Source organism: Telmatospirillum sp. J64-1 (assembly GCF_006980715.1).
Lineage (GTDB): Bacteria > Pseudomonadota > Alphaproteobacteria > Rhodospirillales > Magnetospirillaceae > Oleiliquidispirillum > Oleiliquidispirillum nitrogeniifigens.
The window spans coordinates 192,043-209,880 of sequence record NZ_SBHN01000003.1 but is presented as its reverse complement, the minus strand read 5'-3'; the positions used below and the strand labels follow the sequence as shown (position 1 = coordinate 209,880).

The 17,838-nt window shown below is 65.6% G+C and carries 17 protein-coding genes; 12 read left to right on the top strand and 5 right to left on the bottom strand.

Annotation, left to right across the window (positions count from 1 at the left end; all coding sequences use genetic code 11):
* Nucleotides 1-225: 225 nt before the first annotated feature.
* From EPD66_RS04755 to EPD66_RS04725, 7 genes are all read left to right on the top strand, one after another.
* A complete protein-coding gene (locus tag EPD66_RS04755; protein WP_142847328.1) occupies nt 226-459 on the top strand; it encodes a hypothetical protein in 234 nt (77 codons plus the stop codon).
* Nucleotides 460-543: 84 nt separating this feature from the next.
* Nucleotides 544-1,425, top strand: a complete 882-nt coding sequence (locus EPD66_RS04750) for a glycine--tRNA ligase subunit alpha (protein ID WP_142847327.1) — start codon at nt 544-546, stop codon at nt 1,423-1,425.
* Nucleotides 1,426-1,429: 4 nt separating this feature from the next.
* Nucleotides 1,430-3,502 (top strand): glycine--tRNA ligase subunit beta, encoded by a 2,073-nt coding sequence (gene glyS, locus EPD66_RS04745; protein ID WP_142847326.1) that lies wholly within the window; start codon nt 1,430-1,432, stop codon nt 3,500-3,502.
* 5 nt (nt 3,503-3,507) lie between these two features.
* Nucleotides 3,508-6,186, top strand: coding sequence for a pyruvate, phosphate dikinase (ppdK, locus tag EPD66_RS04740; RefSeq protein WP_142847325.1), 2,679 nt, complete (start codon nt 3,508-3,510; stop codon nt 6,184-6,186).
* Nucleotides 6,187-6,432: 246 nt separating this feature from the next.
* A complete protein-coding gene (meaB, locus tag EPD66_RS04735) occupies nt 6,433-7,344 on the top strand; it encodes a methylmalonyl Co-A mutase-associated GTPase MeaB (RefSeq protein ID WP_142847369.1) in 912 nt (303 codons plus the stop codon).
* Entirely contained in the window at nt 7,341-7,766 is a 426-nt protein-coding gene (locus EPD66_RS04730; RefSeq protein ID WP_142847324.1) for an HIT family protein, read from the top strand. The genes meaB and EPD66_RS04730 overlap by 4 nt, the downstream gene beginning before the upstream one ends.
* A gap of 333 nt (nt 7,767-8,099) precedes the next feature.
* Nucleotides 8,100-8,348, top strand: coding sequence for a hypothetical protein (locus EPD66_RS04725; protein ID WP_142847323.1), 249 nt, complete (start codon nt 8,100-8,102; stop codon nt 8,346-8,348).
* On the opposite strand, the gene EPD66_RS23980 is transcribed toward EPD66_RS04725, so the two are convergent.
* Together EPD66_RS23980 and EPD66_RS04720 are read right to left on the bottom strand one after the other, a co-directional pair.
* A complete protein-coding gene (locus tag EPD66_RS23980; protein ID WP_185961252.1) occupies nt 8,335-8,478 on the bottom strand; it encodes a hypothetical protein in 144 nt (47 codons plus the stop codon). The genes EPD66_RS04725 and EPD66_RS23980 overlap by 14 nt on opposite strands.
* Nucleotides 8,478-9,335: a folate-binding protein YgfZ gene (locus EPD66_RS04720; RefSeq protein ID WP_142847322.1), complete on the bottom strand. Its 858-nt coding sequence runs from the start codon at nt 9,333-9,335 to the stop codon at nt 8,478-8,480. The genes EPD66_RS23980 and EPD66_RS04720 overlap by 1 nt, the downstream gene beginning before the upstream one ends.
* Nucleotides 9,336-9,466: 131 nt before the next feature.
* Here EPD66_RS04720 and EPD66_RS04715 point away from each other — a divergent pair, with 131 nt between their 5' ends.
* From EPD66_RS04715 to EPD66_RS04695, 5 genes are all read left to right on the top strand, one after another.
* Nucleotides 9,467-10,504: a glycosyltransferase gene (locus EPD66_RS04715; RefSeq protein WP_142847321.1), complete on the top strand. Its 1,038-nt coding sequence runs from the start codon at nt 9,467-9,469 to the stop codon at nt 10,502-10,504.
* Between the two features lie 2 nt (nt 10,505-10,506).
* A complete protein-coding gene (locus tag EPD66_RS04710) occupies nt 10,507-11,550 on the top strand; it encodes a glycosyltransferase (protein ID WP_142847320.1) in 1,044 nt (347 codons plus the stop codon).
* Nucleotides 11,550-13,304 (top strand): asparagine synthase (glutamine-hydrolyzing), encoded by a 1,755-nt coding sequence (gene asnB / locus EPD66_RS04705; protein WP_142847319.1) that lies wholly within the window; start codon nt 11,550-11,552, stop codon nt 13,302-13,304. The genes EPD66_RS04710 and asnB overlap by 1 nt, the downstream gene beginning before the upstream one ends.
* Before the next feature lie 14 nt (nt 13,305-13,318).
* Complete coding sequence (locus EPD66_RS04700) at nt 13,319-14,659, top strand: dihydroorotase (protein WP_142847318.1); 1,341 nt, start codon at nt 13,319-13,321, stop codon at nt 14,657-14,659.
* Nucleotides 14,660-14,742: 83 nt separating this feature from the next.
* The gene (locus tag EPD66_RS04695) at nt 14,743-15,042 is read left to right on the top strand and encodes a hypothetical protein (RefSeq protein ID WP_142847317.1); all 300 of its coding nucleotides are present in this window, start codon (nt 14,743-14,745) and stop codon (nt 15,040-15,042) included.
* A 12-nt stretch (nt 15,043-15,054) separates the two neighbouring features.
* Here the strand turns inward: EPD66_RS04695 and EPD66_RS04690 are convergent, their stop codons facing one another.
* The 3 genes from EPD66_RS04690 to EPD66_RS04680 form a co-directional block, all read right to left on the bottom strand.
* Nucleotides 15,055-16,215 (bottom strand): multidrug effflux MFS transporter, encoded by a 1,161-nt coding sequence (locus EPD66_RS04690; protein ID WP_255448366.1) that lies wholly within the window; start codon nt 16,213-16,215, stop codon nt 15,055-15,057.
* A gap of 198 nt (nt 16,216-16,413) precedes the next feature.
* Nucleotides 16,414-17,226 carry a cytochrome c oxidase subunit 3 gene (locus EPD66_RS04685; protein ID WP_142847315.1) on the bottom strand — a complete coding sequence of 271 codons (813 nt, stop codon included), beginning with the start codon at nt 17,224-17,226 and terminating at the stop codon, nt 16,414-16,416.
* Entirely contained in the window at nt 17,223-17,828 is a 606-nt protein-coding gene (locus tag EPD66_RS04680) for a cytochrome c oxidase assembly protein (protein WP_142847314.1), read from the bottom strand. The genes EPD66_RS04685 and EPD66_RS04680 overlap by 4 nt, the downstream gene beginning before the upstream one ends.
* Between the last annotated feature and the right edge of the window lie 10 nt (nt 17,829-17,838).

Sequence of the window (17,838 nt, the reverse complement as noted above, 5' to 3'; positions counted from 1 at the left end):
AAAGTTCAGTGCTGCGCGTCATGGTTGCTTGGTGGCGACAACCTCCATTACTGCGTGGCGTAAGCTCCCTCATGGTTCCGTCGCGGCAAGGAAGTTTTCTTAATAGTTGCCGAACCTACCAACCTTAGTAGCCTTGCTTTATGGGGGTTGCATTTTCCGCCTTCATGAGAAAGGCAGTGACGGCATCGCTTGACCCCCCGTCGGGCGGGCGTCATAACTCGATCCATGATTCAGAAAATCCTTCTCACCCTCCTGGTCATCGGCGTGGTCTGGTTCGGCTGGAAATATATCAGCCGGCAGATCGCCGCGCCGAAGAGCCGCCCCCGCGTGTCGGGACGTGAAAAACAGGGGGGACAATCCATGGGAGAGGTGCAGGAGATGGTGAAATGCCGCGCCTGCGATGCCTATGTTCCCAAAGGAGATGCCCTGAATTGTGGGCGGAAGGATTGTCCTTGGTGAATTGGTATGGCTGCCCTTGACCAGGGGCAGGCGCGCCGCTAGGTTGCCGTACATTTTGCAGATCTCCATCGAGCGGCGGATTCAATGGCGCAGACGGGCGCACGGCCAAGCTTCCAATCCCTCATCCTGACTCTCCAGAACTTCTGGGCGGAACAGGGCTGTCTGATCCTTCAACCTTACGACATGGAAGTGGGCGCGGGGACCTTCCACCCGGCAACCACCCTGCGGGCCCTGGGGCCCGATCCATGGAAGGCGGCTTATGTGCAGCCCTCGCGGCGGCCGACAGACGGCCGTTATGGTGAGAATCCCAATCGCCTTCAGCATTATTACCAGTTCCAGGTGCTGCTGAAGCCTTCCCCGGCGAATGCCCAGGAACTCTATCTGGAAAGCCTGAAGCGTCTAGGGATCGATCCCGCGCTGCACGACATCCGTTTCGTCGAGGACGACTGGGAAAGCCCGACCTTGGGCGCCTGGGGTCTGGGCTGGGAAGTCTGGTGCGACGGCATGGAGGTGACGCAGTTCACCTATTTCCAGCAGGTCGGCGGCATCGAATGCGACCCGGTGGCGGTCGAGCTGACCTATGGCCTGGAACGCCTCGCCATGTATATCCAGGGTGTCGAAAACGTCTATGACCTGGATTTCAACGGCCAAGGCGTCACCTATGGGGATGTCTTCCTTCAGGCGGAAAAAGAATATTCCGCCCACAACTTCGAGCATGCCGATACCGAGATGCTGTTGCGCCATTTCAAGGATGCGGAACAGGAATGCCAGGCTTTGCTGGCCGCGAACCTGCCGTTGCCTGCCTATGACCAATGCATCAAGGCCAGCCATCGCTTCAACCTGCTCGATGCGCGCGGGGTTATCTCGGTGACCGAACGCGCCAGCTACATCGCCCGCGTCCGTGCCCTTGCCAAGGCCTGCTGCGAAGGCTGGCTGGCCAACCGCCAGCCCAAGGTGGAGGGCTAAGGACATGGCCGAACTTCTGCTTGAACTCTTCTCGGAAGAGATTCCGGCCCGCATGCAGCAGCGGGCCGGGGAAGACCTGCAGCGCTTGGTGACCGACGGTCTGGCCAAGGCCGGTCTGGAGGCCGGGTCGTCGAAATTCTTCGTCACGCCCCGCCGCCTGACCCTGGTGATCGACGGCCTGCCCGAGGCCACGCCCGACGTCTCGGAAGAGCGCCGCGGCCCCCGTGTCGGCGCCCCCGAGGCCGCCGTCGAGGGCTTCCTGCGCGGTGCCGGCGTCACGCTGGCCGAATGCGAGACGCGCGATACCGGCAAGGGCGAATTCCTGTTCGCCGTCATCCGCAGGCCGGGCCGCGCCACCGCCGAAGTGCTGAAGGAAGTGGTCGAGACCGCGCTGGCCGAGTTCCCCTGGCCGAAATCCATGCGCTGGGGCACCAACAGCGTGCGCTATGTCCGCCCGTTGCAATCCATTCTCTGCCTGTTCGGCGGGACGGTGGTGCCGGTGAGCTTCGGCCCGATTACGGCGGGCGACACCACGCGCGGCCACCGTTTCTTGTCGCCCGAGCCCTTCGCGGTCAAGGATTTCGCCGATTACGCCGCCCGCCTGCGCGGCGCCCATGTCATGCTCGACCAGAACGAGCGCCGCGCCGCCATCGAGGCGGAAGCCGCCAAGCTGGCCGCCGCCGAGGGCTTGACCGTCAAGCCCGACGAGGGCCTGCTGGCCGAGGTGACCGGGCTGGTGGAATGGCCGGTGGTGCTGATGGGCTCCATCGACGAAGCCTTCATGGACGTGCCCGCAGAGGTGCTGATCACCTCCATGCGCTCGCACCAGAAATACTTCTCGACCCTGACCGCCGAGGGCAAGCTGGCCCCGCGCTTCGTGGTCGTCTCGAACATGTCCACCGCCGATGGCGGCAAGGCCGTGGTGGCGGGCAACCAGCGCGTCCTGCGTGCCCGCCTGTCGGATGCCAAGTTCTTCTGGGACACCGACCGCAAGCGCAAGCTGGAAAGCCGCCTGCCCAAGCTGTCGGAACGCATCTTCCACGCCAAGCTGGGCACGCTCGCCGACAAGGTGCAGCGGATGCAGGCCCTGGCCAAGCATCTGGCCGCCGACACCATCGGCGCCGACGTTGCCGACGCCATGCGGGCCGCCTTGCTCGCCAAGGCCGACCTGTCGACCGAGATGGTGGGCGAGTTCCCCGAGCTTCAGGGGATCATGGGCCGCTACTATGCCCGCGAGGACGGCGAGAAGATCGAGATCGCCCAGGCCATCGCCGAGCATTACTCGCCGTTGGGGCCGAACGATTCCTGCCCCAATGCGTCGCTGTCGGTGATCGCGGCCCTGGCCGACAAGGTCGATACCCTGGTCGGCTTCTTCGGCATCGATGAAAAGCCGACGGGGTCGAAGGACCCCTACGCGCTGCGCCGCGCCGCCCTGGGGGTGATCCGCCTGATCACCGAGAACGGCCTGCGGCTGCCGCTCCGGCCCTTCTTCACCTTCGCCCATGCGCAATATGCGGGCACGGACTTCGTCCATAACGGCGAGGCCACCGCCCGCGACCTGCTGGACTTCTTCGCCGACCGCCTGAAGGTGCATTTCCGCGAGCAGGGCGTGCGCCACGATCTGGTCAATGCCGTCTTCGCCCTGGGCGACGAGGACGACTTGGTGCGCCTGCTGGCCCGTGTCGATGCGCTGAAGGACTTCCTGGCCAGCGAGGACGGGGCCAATCTGCTGATCGCCTATCGCCGCGCCGCCAATATCGTGCGCATCGAGGAAAAGAAGGACGGTCAGACCTATGACGGCAAGGCCGATGCCTCCCGCTTCGTCCAGGATGAAGAGCGGGCGCTGTTCGATGCCTTGTCCGCCGTCGGCGCCGAAGTGCAGCCCCTGCTGAGGGAAGAGCGCTTCGCCGAGGCCATGTCCGCCCTGGCGCGTCTGCGCCAGCCGGTGGATGCGTTCTTTGACCGGGTGACGGTCAATACTGAGGACCGCGAGGTCCGTGCAAATCGCCTGCGGCTGCTGGCCCAAATCGGGTCCGCCATGGGAGAGATTGCCAATTTCTCCAAGATCGAGGGTTAGGGGTCATGACGAAGTGGGTCTACAGTTTCGGGGCCGGCACTGCCGAAGGGCGGGCCGATATGCGGAATCTGTTGGGCGGCAAGGGTGCCAACCTGGCGGAGATGAGCAATCTCGGCATTCCGGTTCCTCCCGGCTTTACCATCACCACCGAGGTCTGCACCTATTACTACGATAACGGCAACCAGTATCCCGCCGATCTGGTCGAGCAGGTGAACGAAGCCCTGAAGACGGTGGAAGAGGGCATGGGCGCCAAGTTCGGTGACCTGACCATGCCGCTGCTGGTCTCGGTGCGCTCGGGCGCTCGCGCCTCGATGCCGGGCATGATGGATACCGTGCTGAATCTCGGCCTGAACGACGAGACCGTCGAGGCCCTGGCCAAGGCGTCGAACGACCCGCGTTTCGCTTATGACAGCTATCGCCGCTTCATCCAGATGTATTCGGATGTGGTGCTGGGTGTCGAACATCATCACTTCGAGGAAATCCTCGAGCGTCACAAGGAAGACCGGGGCCTGAACCTGGACACCGAAGTGACCGCCGACGACTGGAAGATGCTGGTCGGCCAGTACAAGGACAAGGTCGCCGAGCAGTTGGGCCGTCCCTTCCCGCAGGACGTCCAGGACCAGCTTTGGGGCGCCATCGGCGCGGTGTTCGGCAGCTGGATGAACCAGCGCGCCATCACCTATCGCCGCCTGCACAACATCCCCGCCAACTGGGGCACCGCCGTCAACGTCCAGGCCATGGTCTTCGGCAATATGGGCAATGACTGCGCCACCGGCGTCTGCTTCACCCGCAATCCCTCGACCGGTGAGAACGAATTCTACGGCGAATATCTCGTCAACGCCCAGGGCGAGGACGTGGTGGCGGGCATCCGCACGCCGCAGCAGCTGACCAAGGCCGCCCGCGAGGCCCAGAGCTCGGACCTGCCCTCGATGGAAGAGTGCATGCCCGAGGTCTTCGCCGAGCTGAACGCCGTGCGCCACAAGCTGGAAGCCCATTACTGCGACATGCAGGACATGGAATTCACGGTTCAGAAGAACAAGCTGTGGATGCTCCAGACCCGTGGCGGCAAGCGCACCGTCAAGGCTGCGCTGAAGATCGCCGTGGACATGGCGCGTGAAGGCCTGATCACCCGCAAGCAGGCGATCATGCGCATTGAGCCGCAGGCGCTGGACCAGCTTCTGCACCCGACCCTCGACCCCAAGGCCAAGCGCGAGATCCTGGCGCGCGGCCTGCCCGCCTCGCCGGGCGCGGCGTCGGGCAAGGTGGTGTTTTCGGCCGAGGATGCCGAGGAATGGGTCGCCAAGGGCGAGAAGGTCGTCCTGGTGCGCATCGAGACCAGCCCCGAAGACATCGGCGGCATGCATGTGGCCCAGGGTATCCTGACCACCCGTGGCGGCATGACCAGCCACGCCGCCGTGGTGGCGCGCGGCATGGGCCGTCCCTGCGTTGCCGGTGCCGGCGACATCCGCGTCGACTACAAGGCCAAGGTCCTGAAGGCTGCGGGCAAGGAAGTCCGCGAAGGTGACGTCATCACCATCGACGGCTCGACGGGCCAGGTGATGCTGGGCGAAGTGCCCACCATCCAGCCCGAACTGACCGGCGACTTCGCTACGCTGATGGAGTGGGTGGACACCATCCGTAACCTGCGCGTCCGCACCAATGCGGAAACGCCGCTGGACGCCCAGACCGCGCGCAAGTTCGGTGCCGAAGGCATCGGCCTGTGCCGCACCGAGCACATGTTCTTCGATCCGCAGCGCATCATCTCGATGCGCGAGATGATCCTGGCCGGTGACGAGAAGGGCCGCCGCGCCGCTTTGGCCAAGCTGCTGCCCTATCAGCGCCAGGACTTCATCGACCTGTTCGAGATCATGCAGGGCCTGCCGGTTACGGTGCGCCTGCTCGACCCGCCGCTGCACGAATTCCTGCCGCACACCGAAGCCGAAATGGCTGATGTGGCGCGTGAATCCGGCATCGACGTGGCGACCATCAAGGCGCGCGCCGAGCAGTTGCATGAATCCAACCCGATGCTGGGCCATCGCGGCTGCCGCCTGGGCATCACCTATCCCGAAATCTACGAGATGCAGGCCCAGGCCATCTTCGAGGCCGCCGTCGAGGTTTCGCGCCGCACCGGCAAGACCGTGACGCCCGAGATCATGATCCCGCTGGTCGGCACCAAGAAGGAACTGGACCTGCTGAAGGAAGCCATCGACAGGGTGGCCGAAGAGGTCTTCACCGCCAGCAAGTACCGCCTGGACTATCTGGTCGGCACCATGATCGAACTGCCGCGCGCCGCCCTGCGTGCCGGCCAGATCGCGGAATCGGCCGAATTCTTCAGCTTCGGCACCAACGACCTGACCCAGACCACCTTCGGCATGTCGCGCGACGACGCCGGCAGCTTCGTCGAGGTCTATCGCCAGAAGGGTATTTATGAAAACGATCCCTTCGCGACGCTGGACCGCGACGGCGTGGGCGAGCTGATCGCCATCGCCGCCGAACGCGGCCGCCAGACCCGCCCGAACATCAAGCTGGGCATCTGCGGCGAACATGGCGGCGACCCGGCCTCCATCGCCTTCTGCCAAAAGGTAGGCCTGGATTACGTCTCCTGCTCGCCCTACCGCGTGCCGATCGCCCGCCTCGCGGCGGCGCAGGCCGCTTTGGGTGCCGGTGCCGAAAGCCTGGCGTAAAAAGAGGGGAAGGGCGGTGCTGCAAGGCGCCGCCCTTTTTCTGTGCGGATGCCGTGCAGGCCCGTCAGAGTTTGTTTATCGTCATGCCCGCGAAAGCGGGCATCCATGTCGCCGCAGCTTCCTTTGGGGCATATGGACTCCCGCTTTCGCGGGAGTGACGGAACAGGGAAAGGGATCAAAGGGCCTGAGGCCCTTTGCGGGTGCAGGGCAGGGCCCTGCGGCAAGAGATGAAGCAAGAAGCCGATGATCACGCTTGACGATATCAGGGCCGGCGGCAAGGCCCAGTTGGCCCGGGCGCTGGCGCGGATCGAGGCGGCGCCGGATGCGCCCGATGTGGTTGCGCTGCTGACCCAGGCCTATGAAGCGCCCGTCGCCCGCGTGGTGGGCATGACCGGCCCGCCCGGCGTGGGCAAGTCGACGCTGATGAATGCGCTGATCGGCGGATGGCGCGGGCAGGGGCGCCGGGTCGGCTGCATCGCCGTCGATCCCTCCTCGCGCCGTTCGGGCGGGGCCTTACTGGGGGACCGCACGCGCCTTGCCACCGATCCCGAGGACCAGGACATCTTCGTCCGTTCCATGGCCGCGCGCGACCGCCTGGGCGGCTTGGCGGCGCTGACGGTGTCCTCGATGGTGCTGATGCGCGCCTTGTTCGACGTGGTGCTGATCGAGACGGTCGGGGTGGGCCAGTCCGAGACCGATGTGGTGGGCGTGGCCGACACGGTGCTGTTCTGTGTCCAGCCCGGTTCGGGGGATTCGCTGCAATTCATGAAGGCGGGCATCGCCGAGATCCCCCATGTCGTCGTGGTGACCAAGGCCGATATGGGCCCGGCGGCCAACCGGGCGCGGGCGGATGTGAAGGGGGCGCTGTCCCTGGCCGATCATCGCGATGGCTGGGACATTCCGGTGCTGCTGGTTTCGTCCCTGCGCAAGGAAGGCGTGGACGAGCTGTTGCAAGTCATCGACCGCCACCATGACTGGATGAACCAAGCGGGCCGCCTGCAGGCGGCCCGCCATGCTCAGGCCGAAAGTTGGCTGGAAGAGGCGGTGCGCGAACGCTTCGGGCGCGAAGGCGTGCGTCGGGCGGGCGATCTGCGTCTTGCCCCCGATGAAAGCCCCTTTGGCCGTCTGGCGGCCGTTACCGAAAGACTGTCCGCATGATCCCCTACGATCCCGATTGCGTTTTCTGCCGCATCGTTTCGGGCCATATCCCAGCCTTCCGCATCGCCGAGGACGAGCGTTGCTTGGCCTTCATGGACATCAATCCGGCCAATCCCGGTCATGCACTGGTGATCCCCAAGCTGCACGCGCCCAATCTCTTCCTGCTGCCGGCTTCCAGCCTGTCGGCGACGGTCCTCATGGCCCAGCGCGTCGCCAAGGCGGTGCGCCAGGTGGTCGCGCCCGACGGCCTGAACCTCGTCCAGGCCAATGGCCCCGGCGCAGGCCAGACGGTGGAACATTTCCATATCCACGTCCTGCCGCGCTTCCAGAGGGACAATCTGAAGATGGCCTGGACGGCCGAGCCGGGGGATTTCTCGCAAATCCAGGCTTTGGCCGACCGGCTTGCGGCGGTCTTGAAGTAGGTTTCGGGGACCGGCGGCTCTAACAGGATGTAGAAAAAACCTCGTCATTCCCGCGAAAGCGGGAATCCATGCATCCACATCTTGCGGCGAGCCCTCAGCATTGCCCCAACTTGGATCCCCGCTTTCGCGGGGATGACGGGAAAGTGGGAGCTATGGATGTTTTTCCGCAGCCTGCTAACGCTTCCGACCATGCCGCCGCGCCGGGGGGAGTGTTCCCGCGTTCAGAGGGGGCTAAACCTCTGCTCTTCTTGTCCGTCTCTCGGTTCTGCCCGATCTTTGGAACGGGGCGAAACTTTTTCGCTTCCTCTTTCTCCCTTCGGGCCGGAGACCGCGATGCAAGACAAGCCTTCCCACGAATTCCTGGAATTGTCGGAACATTATCCCGCCACCAATGCCGGGCCCTTCGAGGTGGTGGCGACGATCCTGGGCATGCACCGCTCCTGCCTGGATGCCGAGGACAAGGCCGCCACCCTGGCCAAGTCGCTGCGGGATGCCGGGATCTCCTGCATGATCGAGATCCGCGACCGGGCCACCGGCGATTGCCGCCGCGAGGAAATGGTGCTGGGGGTCAGGAAGGAATAGAGCCTTCCTCCGCTGCCCGGCGGCGGGCTTCGTCCTCGCGCATGCGCTGGCGGATCCACAGGACGAAGCCGATCTTGAGGGCGAGGGCGATCGCCACCAGCCCGGCGATGATGGCGATCTCGCTGCCCATCAGAAATTGGCCCAATCGGGCTTGTGCGGCGTCACGCGGGCCTCGCCGGCGGTGAAGATTCCGTCCTTGTCCAGATATTCCAGGCGGATGATGGCAAGGCCCAGCGAACCGGCGGAAGACCGCATCTCTCCGGCCTCGGCCTCGCCGAACAGGATGGGTGTGCCCGGGGCGGGGGCGGGGCCGTCGATCTCGACCGGCATCAGGCGCTTCTTGATCAGGCCGCGATACTTGGTGCGGGCCGTCAGTTCCTGGCCCATGTAGCAGCCCTTCTTCCAGTCCACGCCGTTCAGTTCGTCGAAGCCGTTCTCCAGCAGGATGGCCTTCTCGATCACCATGTCGCGGCTGCCGTCGGGCAGGCCCAGGCGGAGGCGCAGGCGGTCCCACTCGTCCAGTTCGGCGCGGGCGAAGCCGGCCTGTTCAAGCGATGCGGCGGCACTGTCGCCGGGCAGGAGCACCCGTGCGCCCGCAGCGGCCAGACGCGGATCGGTGAAGGCCGCGGCACCTTCGATCTTGGCGGCCGCGGCTTCGGCCCCTTCGCCCAGCAGGGCGGCCACCGCCAGATCGGGACGGACTTCGATCACCACCTTCGAACGCAGCTTGTACATGGACAGGCGGCGGCGCAGATCGTCCAGCCGCTCGGCCTCGCCCTCCAGCAGCAGGGTGTCGCCTTGCTCGATGATGAAGAATTCATGCAGGAATTTGCCCTGCGGCGTCAGGAAGGCGGCATGGATGGCGCGGTCGGGGGCGACCTTGGTGACGTCGTTGGAGACCAGGCCTTGCAGGAAGGTCCGTCGGTCCTCGCCCGACAGGCTCAGGACACCGCGATGGGGAAGAAGCACATAGCGCAAATCGGACATGGGACAGCGTCCTAAAGATAAAAGCCGGAACCGCTCCAAAAGGTGGGGCAAACATTGCCTTCTGGCAAGGGCGCTTGGCAGAGGCGGCGCGGGCCCGTACACTGCCGCCCGCCGACCGACCAAGGCCCAGCATGCATATCACCCTGATCGACGATTCCGTTCCCTTCGATGGCCATACTCCGGCGACCCGTCCCCTGGGCGGGGCGGAGAAATGCTTCGCCAGCCTGGCCAGCGCTCTGGCGAAACGGGGGCATGACGTTCATGTCTACAACCGCTGCCGCTTTTCCATCGCCATCGACGGGGCGCAATGGTGGCGCTGGGACGAGGCGCGGCCGTTGCGCACCGATGTCCTGATCGCCTTCCGCAAGCCGGAATTGCTGCGCGAGGTGCCGGGCGCGGCCAAGCGGCTGTTGTGGCTGACCCAACCCGCCAGCCTGTTCGACAGTCCGCAGACGCGGGCCTTGCTGGACGAGTTCAAGCCTGCCCTGGCCTTTATCGCCAAGGCCCAGGCGGAAGGCTGGACCTACAATCCCTCGCGCATCGCCCGCGTCATCGCGCCGGGCCTGCGCTATGACTATCTGGACGAGGCACCCAACGACCCGGCGGGCAAGCGGGCCATCGTCACCACCCATCCGCTGCATGGGTTGGAGGCCGTGCTGGACCTGTGGACCGGCCGCATCCGCCCCGAATTGCCCGATGCCGAACTGCATGTCTATTCCGCCGGCCTCGCCCGCGCCGTGGAGGGCGGTGGAGTGCCCGAGGCCCTGGAAAGCGTCTTCGGCAAGGTGCTGGCGGCCCAGCAAAGCGGCGGCGTCATGATCCAGCAGCCGCAAGGCGACGTGGTCATGGCCGAGGCCTATCGCCGCGCCCGTCTGCACCTCTATCCCGGCCATGCGCAGGACATGGGCTGTTTCACCCTGATGGAAAGCCAGGCCTGCGGGGTGCCCGCTTTGTGCCGTTCACTGGGGGCGGTGCGCGAGCGGGTGATCGACGGCCAGACCGGCTATGTCGTTCCCGACGACGACGCCTTCGTCAACCTGGCCCTGCACATGCTGGGGGACGAGGATGCCTTCTGGAGCATGAACCGCGAGGCCCGACTGCATCAGACGGGACGAAGCTGGAGCCATGTCGCCGCCGATTTCGAAGCCCTGATCGCCGAGGTCGTGTAGATATGCGAGTCCTTCAGGCCATGGCCGGTGCCGCTCATGGCGGAGCCGAGGCCTTTTTCGAACGCCTGTCCGTCGGACTGGCGCGTGCAGGACTTGAACAGCGTGTCCTGATCCGCCGCAATGCCGAGCGGGCACAAAGGCTGCGCGGCCAGGGCGTGAACGTGGTCGAGTTGCCGTTCGGCGGCCTGTTCGATTTTGCCACGCCGCTGGGCTTCCGCCGCCAGATTTCCTCGTTCAGGCCGCAAGTGGTCCTGACCTGGATGAACCGGGCGACCCGCTTCTGCCCCAAGGGCGGCGGGCGTTATGTCCATGCGGCGCGGCTCGGCGGCTATTACGACCTGAAATATTACCGGGCCTGCGACCACCTGATCGGCAACACGCCTGATATCGTCGCCTGGCTGGTCGGCCAGGGTTGGCCGCCGGAACGCGCCACCTATCTGCCCAATTTCGCCGATGCCCGGCCGGGCAAGCCCTTGCCGCGCGATTCCTTTTCCACCCCGCCCGAGGCCAAGCGCGTCTTCGCCTTGGGCCGTCTGCACCAGAACAAGGCCTTCGATGTCCTGCTGAAGGCCATGCCCGGTCTGCCGGGCGTATATCTGTGGCTGGCGGGCGAGGGGCCGCTGCGGGCGGAGCTGGAAAAGCTGGCCGCCGAGCTGGGGGTGGTCGACCGGGTGCGCTTCCTGGGCTGGCGCGACGATGCCGGTGATCTTTATGTGTCGGCAGATGCCTTCGTCTGTCCGTCGCGGCACGAGCCCCTGGGTAATGTGGTGATCGAGGCCTGGGCCCAGGGCAGGCCGGTCGTGGCGGCGGCGTCGCAGGGGCCGAGCCAGTTGATTGAGGATGGCCGGACGGGCCTGCTGACGCGCGTCGACGACGCGGCGGCACTGGCCCAGGCCATCGGCAAGGTGCTGGAAGACCCGGCCCTCGCCGCGGCCTTGGGAGAGGCGGGCAGGCAGGCCTATCACGCGCAATTCGCCGAACAGGCGGTCGTGGCACGCTATCTGGACTTCTTCGAACAGGTTTCTCAAGGCTTGGAGCGGCGCTGATGTGCGGCATAGCGGGGTTCATGGCGCTGGACGGCAAGCCGGTGGCCGAGGGAACGGCCGGTTCCCTGGCCCAGGCCCTGGGGCATCGCGGGCCGGATGGGCAGGGCAGCCATGTTAACGGCGATGTGGTGCTGGTCCATACGCGGCTGGCGATCATCGATCTGGAGACCGGCGACCAGCCTTTCCTGGCCGAGGACGGCACCGCCCTGGTGGCCAATGGCGAGATCTACAACGATCCGGAATTGCGCGCGTCGCTGCCGGACATCCGCTTCCGCAGCCGTTCGGATTGCGAGCCGCCTTTGCATCTTTACCGGCGCGCGGGGCCGGATTTCGTTTCGCGCCTGCGCGGCATGTATGCCTTGGCCTTGCATGACGTGCCGCAAGGGCGGCTGATCCTGGCCCGCGATCCCTTCGGCATCAAGCCGCTTTACTATGCCGAGACCCCCGCCGGTTTCGCCTTCGCCTCCGAACCCCAGGCGCTGCTGCGTTCCGGCCTGGTGGAGCCGCGCCTGCGCCGGGACAAGCTGGGGGAATTGCTGCAACTGCAATTCACCACCGGGCCCGACAGCATTTTCGACTCCATCCGGCGCGTCCTGCCCGGGGAAACCATCGTGGTCGAGAAGGGCAGGGTGGTGGCCCGCCGCCGTCTCGACGCCTTGCCGCCCGGCGTCCCGGAAGAGATCGGCGAGGCCGAAGCCCTGCGCCGCTTCGACACGATCCTCACGGACTCGGTCGGGCATCACCAGCGCGCCGACGTTCCCTATGGCATGTTCCTGTCGGGCGGGATCGATTCCTCGGTGCTGCTGGCGCTGATGGCGCGGCTCAATCCGACACCGGTTCTGGCCTATACCGCCGGTTTTTCTGGCACTGCCGCCCATGACGAGCGCGACCATGCGCGGGAACTGGCGCGCATCACCGGGGCGCGGCATGTGGAAGTGGATTTCGGGGAAAGGGATTTCTGGACCCTGCTGCCCCAGGTTGCCGCCGCTCTGGACGATCCCGCCGCCGATTATGCCACTCTGCCGACCTTCAAGCTGGCGCAGGTCGCCCGCCAGGACGTCAAGGTGGTGCTGAGCGGCGAGGGCGGGGACGAATTGTTCGGCGGCTATGGCCGCTATCGTTCGGCAATCCGTCCCTGGCCGCTGGCCCGGCGGATGCGCCGCCGTGGCACCTTCGACGGGCTGGACGTCCTGCGCGAGGCGCCGAGGGGCTGGCGGGACGGCATCGCCGCCGCCGAACGGGCACAGGCGGAGACCGGGCGTTCCCGCCTCCAAGCCGTGCAGGCGGTGGATTGCGCCGACTGGCTGCCCAATGATCTGCTGATCAAGCTGGACCGCTGCCTGATGGCCCATGGGGTCGAGGGACGTGTGCCGTTCCTGGACCTGGAGGTGGCCCGATTCGCCTTCCGGCTGCCGGATCGCTTGAAACTGCAGGGCAAGCTCGGCAAATGGATCGTCAGGAAATGGTTGGAGACGGCTCTGCCGGAGGCCAAGCCCTTTTCGCGCAAGCGCGGCTTCACCGTGCCGGTCGGGGAGTGGATCGCCGCGCGGCCCGAATTGGGGCCGTTGCTGGCGTCGCAGCCCGCCATTGCCGAGATCTGCAAGCCGGGCCGGGTCGAGGCGCTGTGCCAGGAGGCGGCGGGCAAGACAGGTTTCGCCGCCTGGAGTTTGCTGTTCTATGCCCTGTGGCATCGGCATCATGTGGAAGGGCGGCCCGGCGGCGGCGACGTGTTCGACGCCTTGGCCGCACGCTAACGAGAGGGAACATCATGGCAGACAGTTTCGACCTGGTTCTGCGGGGCGGCACCGTCGTCCTGCCCGGTGTCACCACCATCACCGATATCGGCGTGCGCGCCGGGCGCATTGCCGCCATCGGTGACCTGGGCTCGGCCAAGGCCGCGGATGTGTTCGACGCCAAGGGCCTGCATGTGCTGCCCGGCGTGATCGACACGCAGGTCCATTTCCGCGAGCCGGGCCTCGAACACAAGGAGGATCTGGCGACGGGCACGGCGGCTGCGGCCCTGGGCGGCGTGGTCGCGGTCTTCGAGATGCCCAATACCAAGCCCAGCACCACCACCCGCGAGGCCTTGCAGGAAAAGTTCGACCGCGCGCGGGGGCGGGCCTGGGTGGACCATGCCTTCTTCATCGGCGCGGCGGGCGACAATGTGGAGGCCCTGGCCGAGATCGAGCGGATGCCCGGCTGCGCCGGCATCAAGGTCTTCATGGGCAGCTCCACCGGCAGCCTGCTGGTCGAGAATGACGAGCAGATCGCCGCCGTGCTGAAGAGTGGCTTCCGCCGCATCGCCGTCCATTGCGAGGACGAGCCGCGTCTGAAGGAACGCTGGCATCTGGTGGAGAAGGGCGCGGACCCGGCCATGCATCCGGTCTGGCGCGACGAGATGACGGCCCTGCGCGCCACCACCCGCCTTGTCACCTTGGCCGAGAAGATCGGGCGGCGCGTCCATGTGCTGCATGTGACCACCGCCGAGGAAATGGAATATCTGGCCGGGCATAAGGAACTGGCGACGGTCGAGACCACGCCCCAGCACCTGACCCTGGCCGCGCCGGAATGCTATGAACGCCTGGGCACGCTGGCCCAGATGAACCCGCCGATCCGCGAGGCCCGCCACCGCGAGGCGCTGTGGAAGGCCATCGCCGACGGCGTGGTCGATGTGCTGGGCTCGGACCACGCGCCCCACACCCTGGAAGAGAAGGCCAAGCCCTATCCGCAAAGCCCCTCAGGCATGACCGGCGTGCAGACGCTGGTGCCCTTGATGCTCAATCACGTCAACGAAGGGCGCCTGACGCTGGAACGCTTCGTCGACCTGACCAGCGCCGGTCCGCAGCGCATCTACAATATCGCTGGCAAGGGCCGCATCGCCCTGGGCTATGACGCCGACTTCACCGTCGTCGACATGAAGGCCCAGCGCACCATCACCAATATGTGGATCGCCAGCCGCAGCGGCTGGACGCCCTTTGACGGCATGAAGGTTACCGGCTGGCCCAAGGCCACCATCATCCGGGGGCGTCGGGTGATGTTCGAGGACCAGTTGGTCGGCGATGCCGCAGGCCAGCCCGTGCGCTTCCAGGAAAGCCGGGTCGAGGGCTGAGGCCTGGGCCATGGGGCAGGGGCCTAAGATATAGGCCCTGTGGCCTGATTGGAGCGCGGGAGGAGAAGCCCTAAATCTGCTTCATGCTCTCCTCCTCTCTTCCGCTGAGCGCCGCCGGGTTGGTCCTTCTGGGCCTGCTCGGCGGTTGCGGAGGCGCACCGGAACCGAAACAGGCGCAGCTTTGCTGCTACCGCAGCTTGGCTGGACCGGATTGCTACGCCCAGCCCCTGGCGCGCGACCGCGAGAGGCTGATCGGCTGCACCCAGGAAATTCCCGGCAAGCCCAGCTTCGGCACGCCTGCCGCCGTCGTTCCGGCTATGCCCATGCCCCCCGACCAGCCCGGCACGCCGGTCGAGGAAGCCCATCGGCGCATTTCCCGATAACAGATCCCAAGGTTAGCGCGTCTGCATCAGGCGGCCTTTTTCCGTGACCAGGATGCAGGCCAGTGCGCCCAGGCCCAGGGCGGCAAAGCCCAACAGCAAGGGTCGGACGGTCCCGTCGAAGGACTGGCCGATGGCCCAGCCGAAGAAGGCCCCGGCGGCGGTGGTATAGAAGCCGATCACCGACGAGGCCATGCCGGCCACATGCCCCAGCTTTTCCATGGCGAGCGCGTTGAAGTTCGACACCACCAGGCCGAAGCAGTAGAAGGACGCGGCCAGGAAGACGACCAGCGCGATCAGCGGCGGATGCTGCGGAAAGCCGAAAGCCAGCATCACGGCCGAAGCCAGCACATAGCCGAGCAGCGCCGTATGGGAAACGCGCCGCATCCCGATCCGGCCGACGAGCTTGGCATTGGTGAAGGAGGACAGGGCCATCAAGGCGGCGATCCCCCCGAACACGAAGGGGAACATCTCGTCCAGGCCGTAGACATCGACGAAGACCTGCTGGGCCGTGCCGATATAGCTCATCAGGCTACCGAACATGAAGCCCAGTGCCAGCGTATAGCCCAGCGCTACCCGGTTGCGGATGACGGTGCCGAAGGTATGCGTCAGGCTGGCGAAGGAGAGGGGGATGCGGTCCTCGCGGGGGCGGGTTTCCGGCAGGCGCAGGGCCACCCAGGCCAGCGCCAGGACGGCGGCGGCGACCAGGACGGCGAAGATCCAATGCCACGATCCCAGGCGGATCACCCCTTCGCCCAGCAGGGGGGCGATGACGGGCACGGTGATGAAGACCATCATCACGAAGGACATGACGCGGGCCATGTCGCGCCCGGCAAAGCGGTCGCGGACGATGGCCGTCGAAACCACGCGGGGCGAAGCGGCGCCGAAGCCCTGCAAGGCGCGGGCGGCCAGCAAGGTCCAGAAGCTGGGGGCCAGGGCGGCGGCCAGCGAGGCGATGCCGAAGATCGCCAGGCCGATCAGCAGGATCGGCTTGCGGCCGAAACGGTCGGAAAGCGGGCCGTGGAAAGGCTGGCCCAGGGCGAATCCGGCCAGATAGGCAGTGATGACCAACTGCTGGTCATTGGCCGAGGTGACCGCATAGCTGGCGGTGATATTGGGCAGGGCCACCAGCATGATGTCGATGGAAAGGGCCGTCAGTCCCATGAGCAAGGCCATGAGAGTAACGAATTCCGCAAAGCCGACGCTGCGGACGGGAGAAGATGCTGTGTCTTTCATGCGCAGACTATGGGGCTGGGATGTGACGGTGGCAAGTTGCTCCAGTGCAAGGCTGACCCGCGCTGGATAGAAGAATGGGAGACGAAAAAAACCCCGCCAGGATAGGCGGGGTTTGATCATCCGCAACAGGGAAGGCGATCAGGATCCCCACCAATAGACCCAGATGAACAGGAAGATCCAGACCACGTCCACGAAATGCCAGTACCAGGCGGCGGCTTCGAAGCCGACATGGTGCTTTTCGTTGAAATGACCGCGCATGGCGCGCAGCAGGTTCACGGCCAGGAAGACCACGCCGACGAAGACGTGAAAGCCGTGGAAGCCGGTGGCCATGTAGAAGACCGACGGATAGATGCCGTCCGAGAAGCCGAAAGTGGTGTGGCCGTATTCCAGCATCTGCAGGGCCAGGAAGACCACGCCCAGGAATACCGTCAAAGCCAGCGCGCGGATCATGTCGCGCCGGTTGTTGTGCAGCAGGGAGTGATGCGCCCAGTTCAGCGTCAGGCCGGAGGACAGCAGGATCAGGGTGTTGAGGAAAGGCAGGTCCCAGGGCGACAGTGTCTCGATGCCTTCGGGCGGCCAGGCCTCGACAGTGGGGCTGACGCCCAGCGAGGCGTTGAAGAAGGCCCAGAAGAAGGCGACGAAGAACATGGCCTCGGAGGCGATGAACAGCATCATGCCCACGCGCAGGCCGTGCTGGACCACGGGCGTATGGGCCTTGTCGCGCACCGCCTCGAGGATGACGTCGCGCCACCAGCCGAACATGCAGGCGATCACCAGGGCGCCGCCGACCAGCAGGACTTCCCAGCCCTGGCCGTGCATCAGGCGGACCAGCCCGAAGGCCAGCACCAGCGTGGCGATCGAACTCAGGAAAGGCCAGGGGCTGGGATTGACCAGGTGAAAGGGGTGTTTGGGCCCGTCATGATGATGGTGGGCCGTCTGGGTTTCGCTCATGACCGTCGACCTCCGTTGGAATCGGTTTCCCCGTTATCGTTGACATTGGCGTTTTGCGCTGCGGCGCCAGATTGGTCCTGAGCGCGGAAGAAGGTATAGGACAGGGTGATGGTGGTCACTTCGTTGACGTAGCGATCCTCGGCCAGGGCCGGATCGACGAAGAAGCTGACCGGCATCTGGATGCTTTCGCCGGGTTGCAGAACCTGTTCGGTGAAGCAGAAGCATTCGACCTTGTTGAAATAGATCCCGGCCTTCATGGGCGTGACGTTGAAGGTCGCCGTCCCCACCACCGGCTCGTCACCGGTATTGGTGGCCGTATAGAAGGCCAGGCCGCTTTCCCCCAATCGCACATCCATGCTGCGCTGGTCGGGGGAGAAGCGCCATTCCAGATCGGGCATGGTGTTGGAATCGAAACGGATGGTCATGATCCGATCCGAGACCACCTCGCCGGTGGAGGCGGCGACACGCGGGGTGCCGCCGTAGCCGGTCACGCGGCAGAACAGGTCGTAGAGCGGGACCGAGGCAACCACCAACCCAACCATGGCCGCGACGGCGGCCAGCGAAGCCAGAACGGTGCGTCTGATCTTGTCGGGCTGAGACATCCGTTACTCC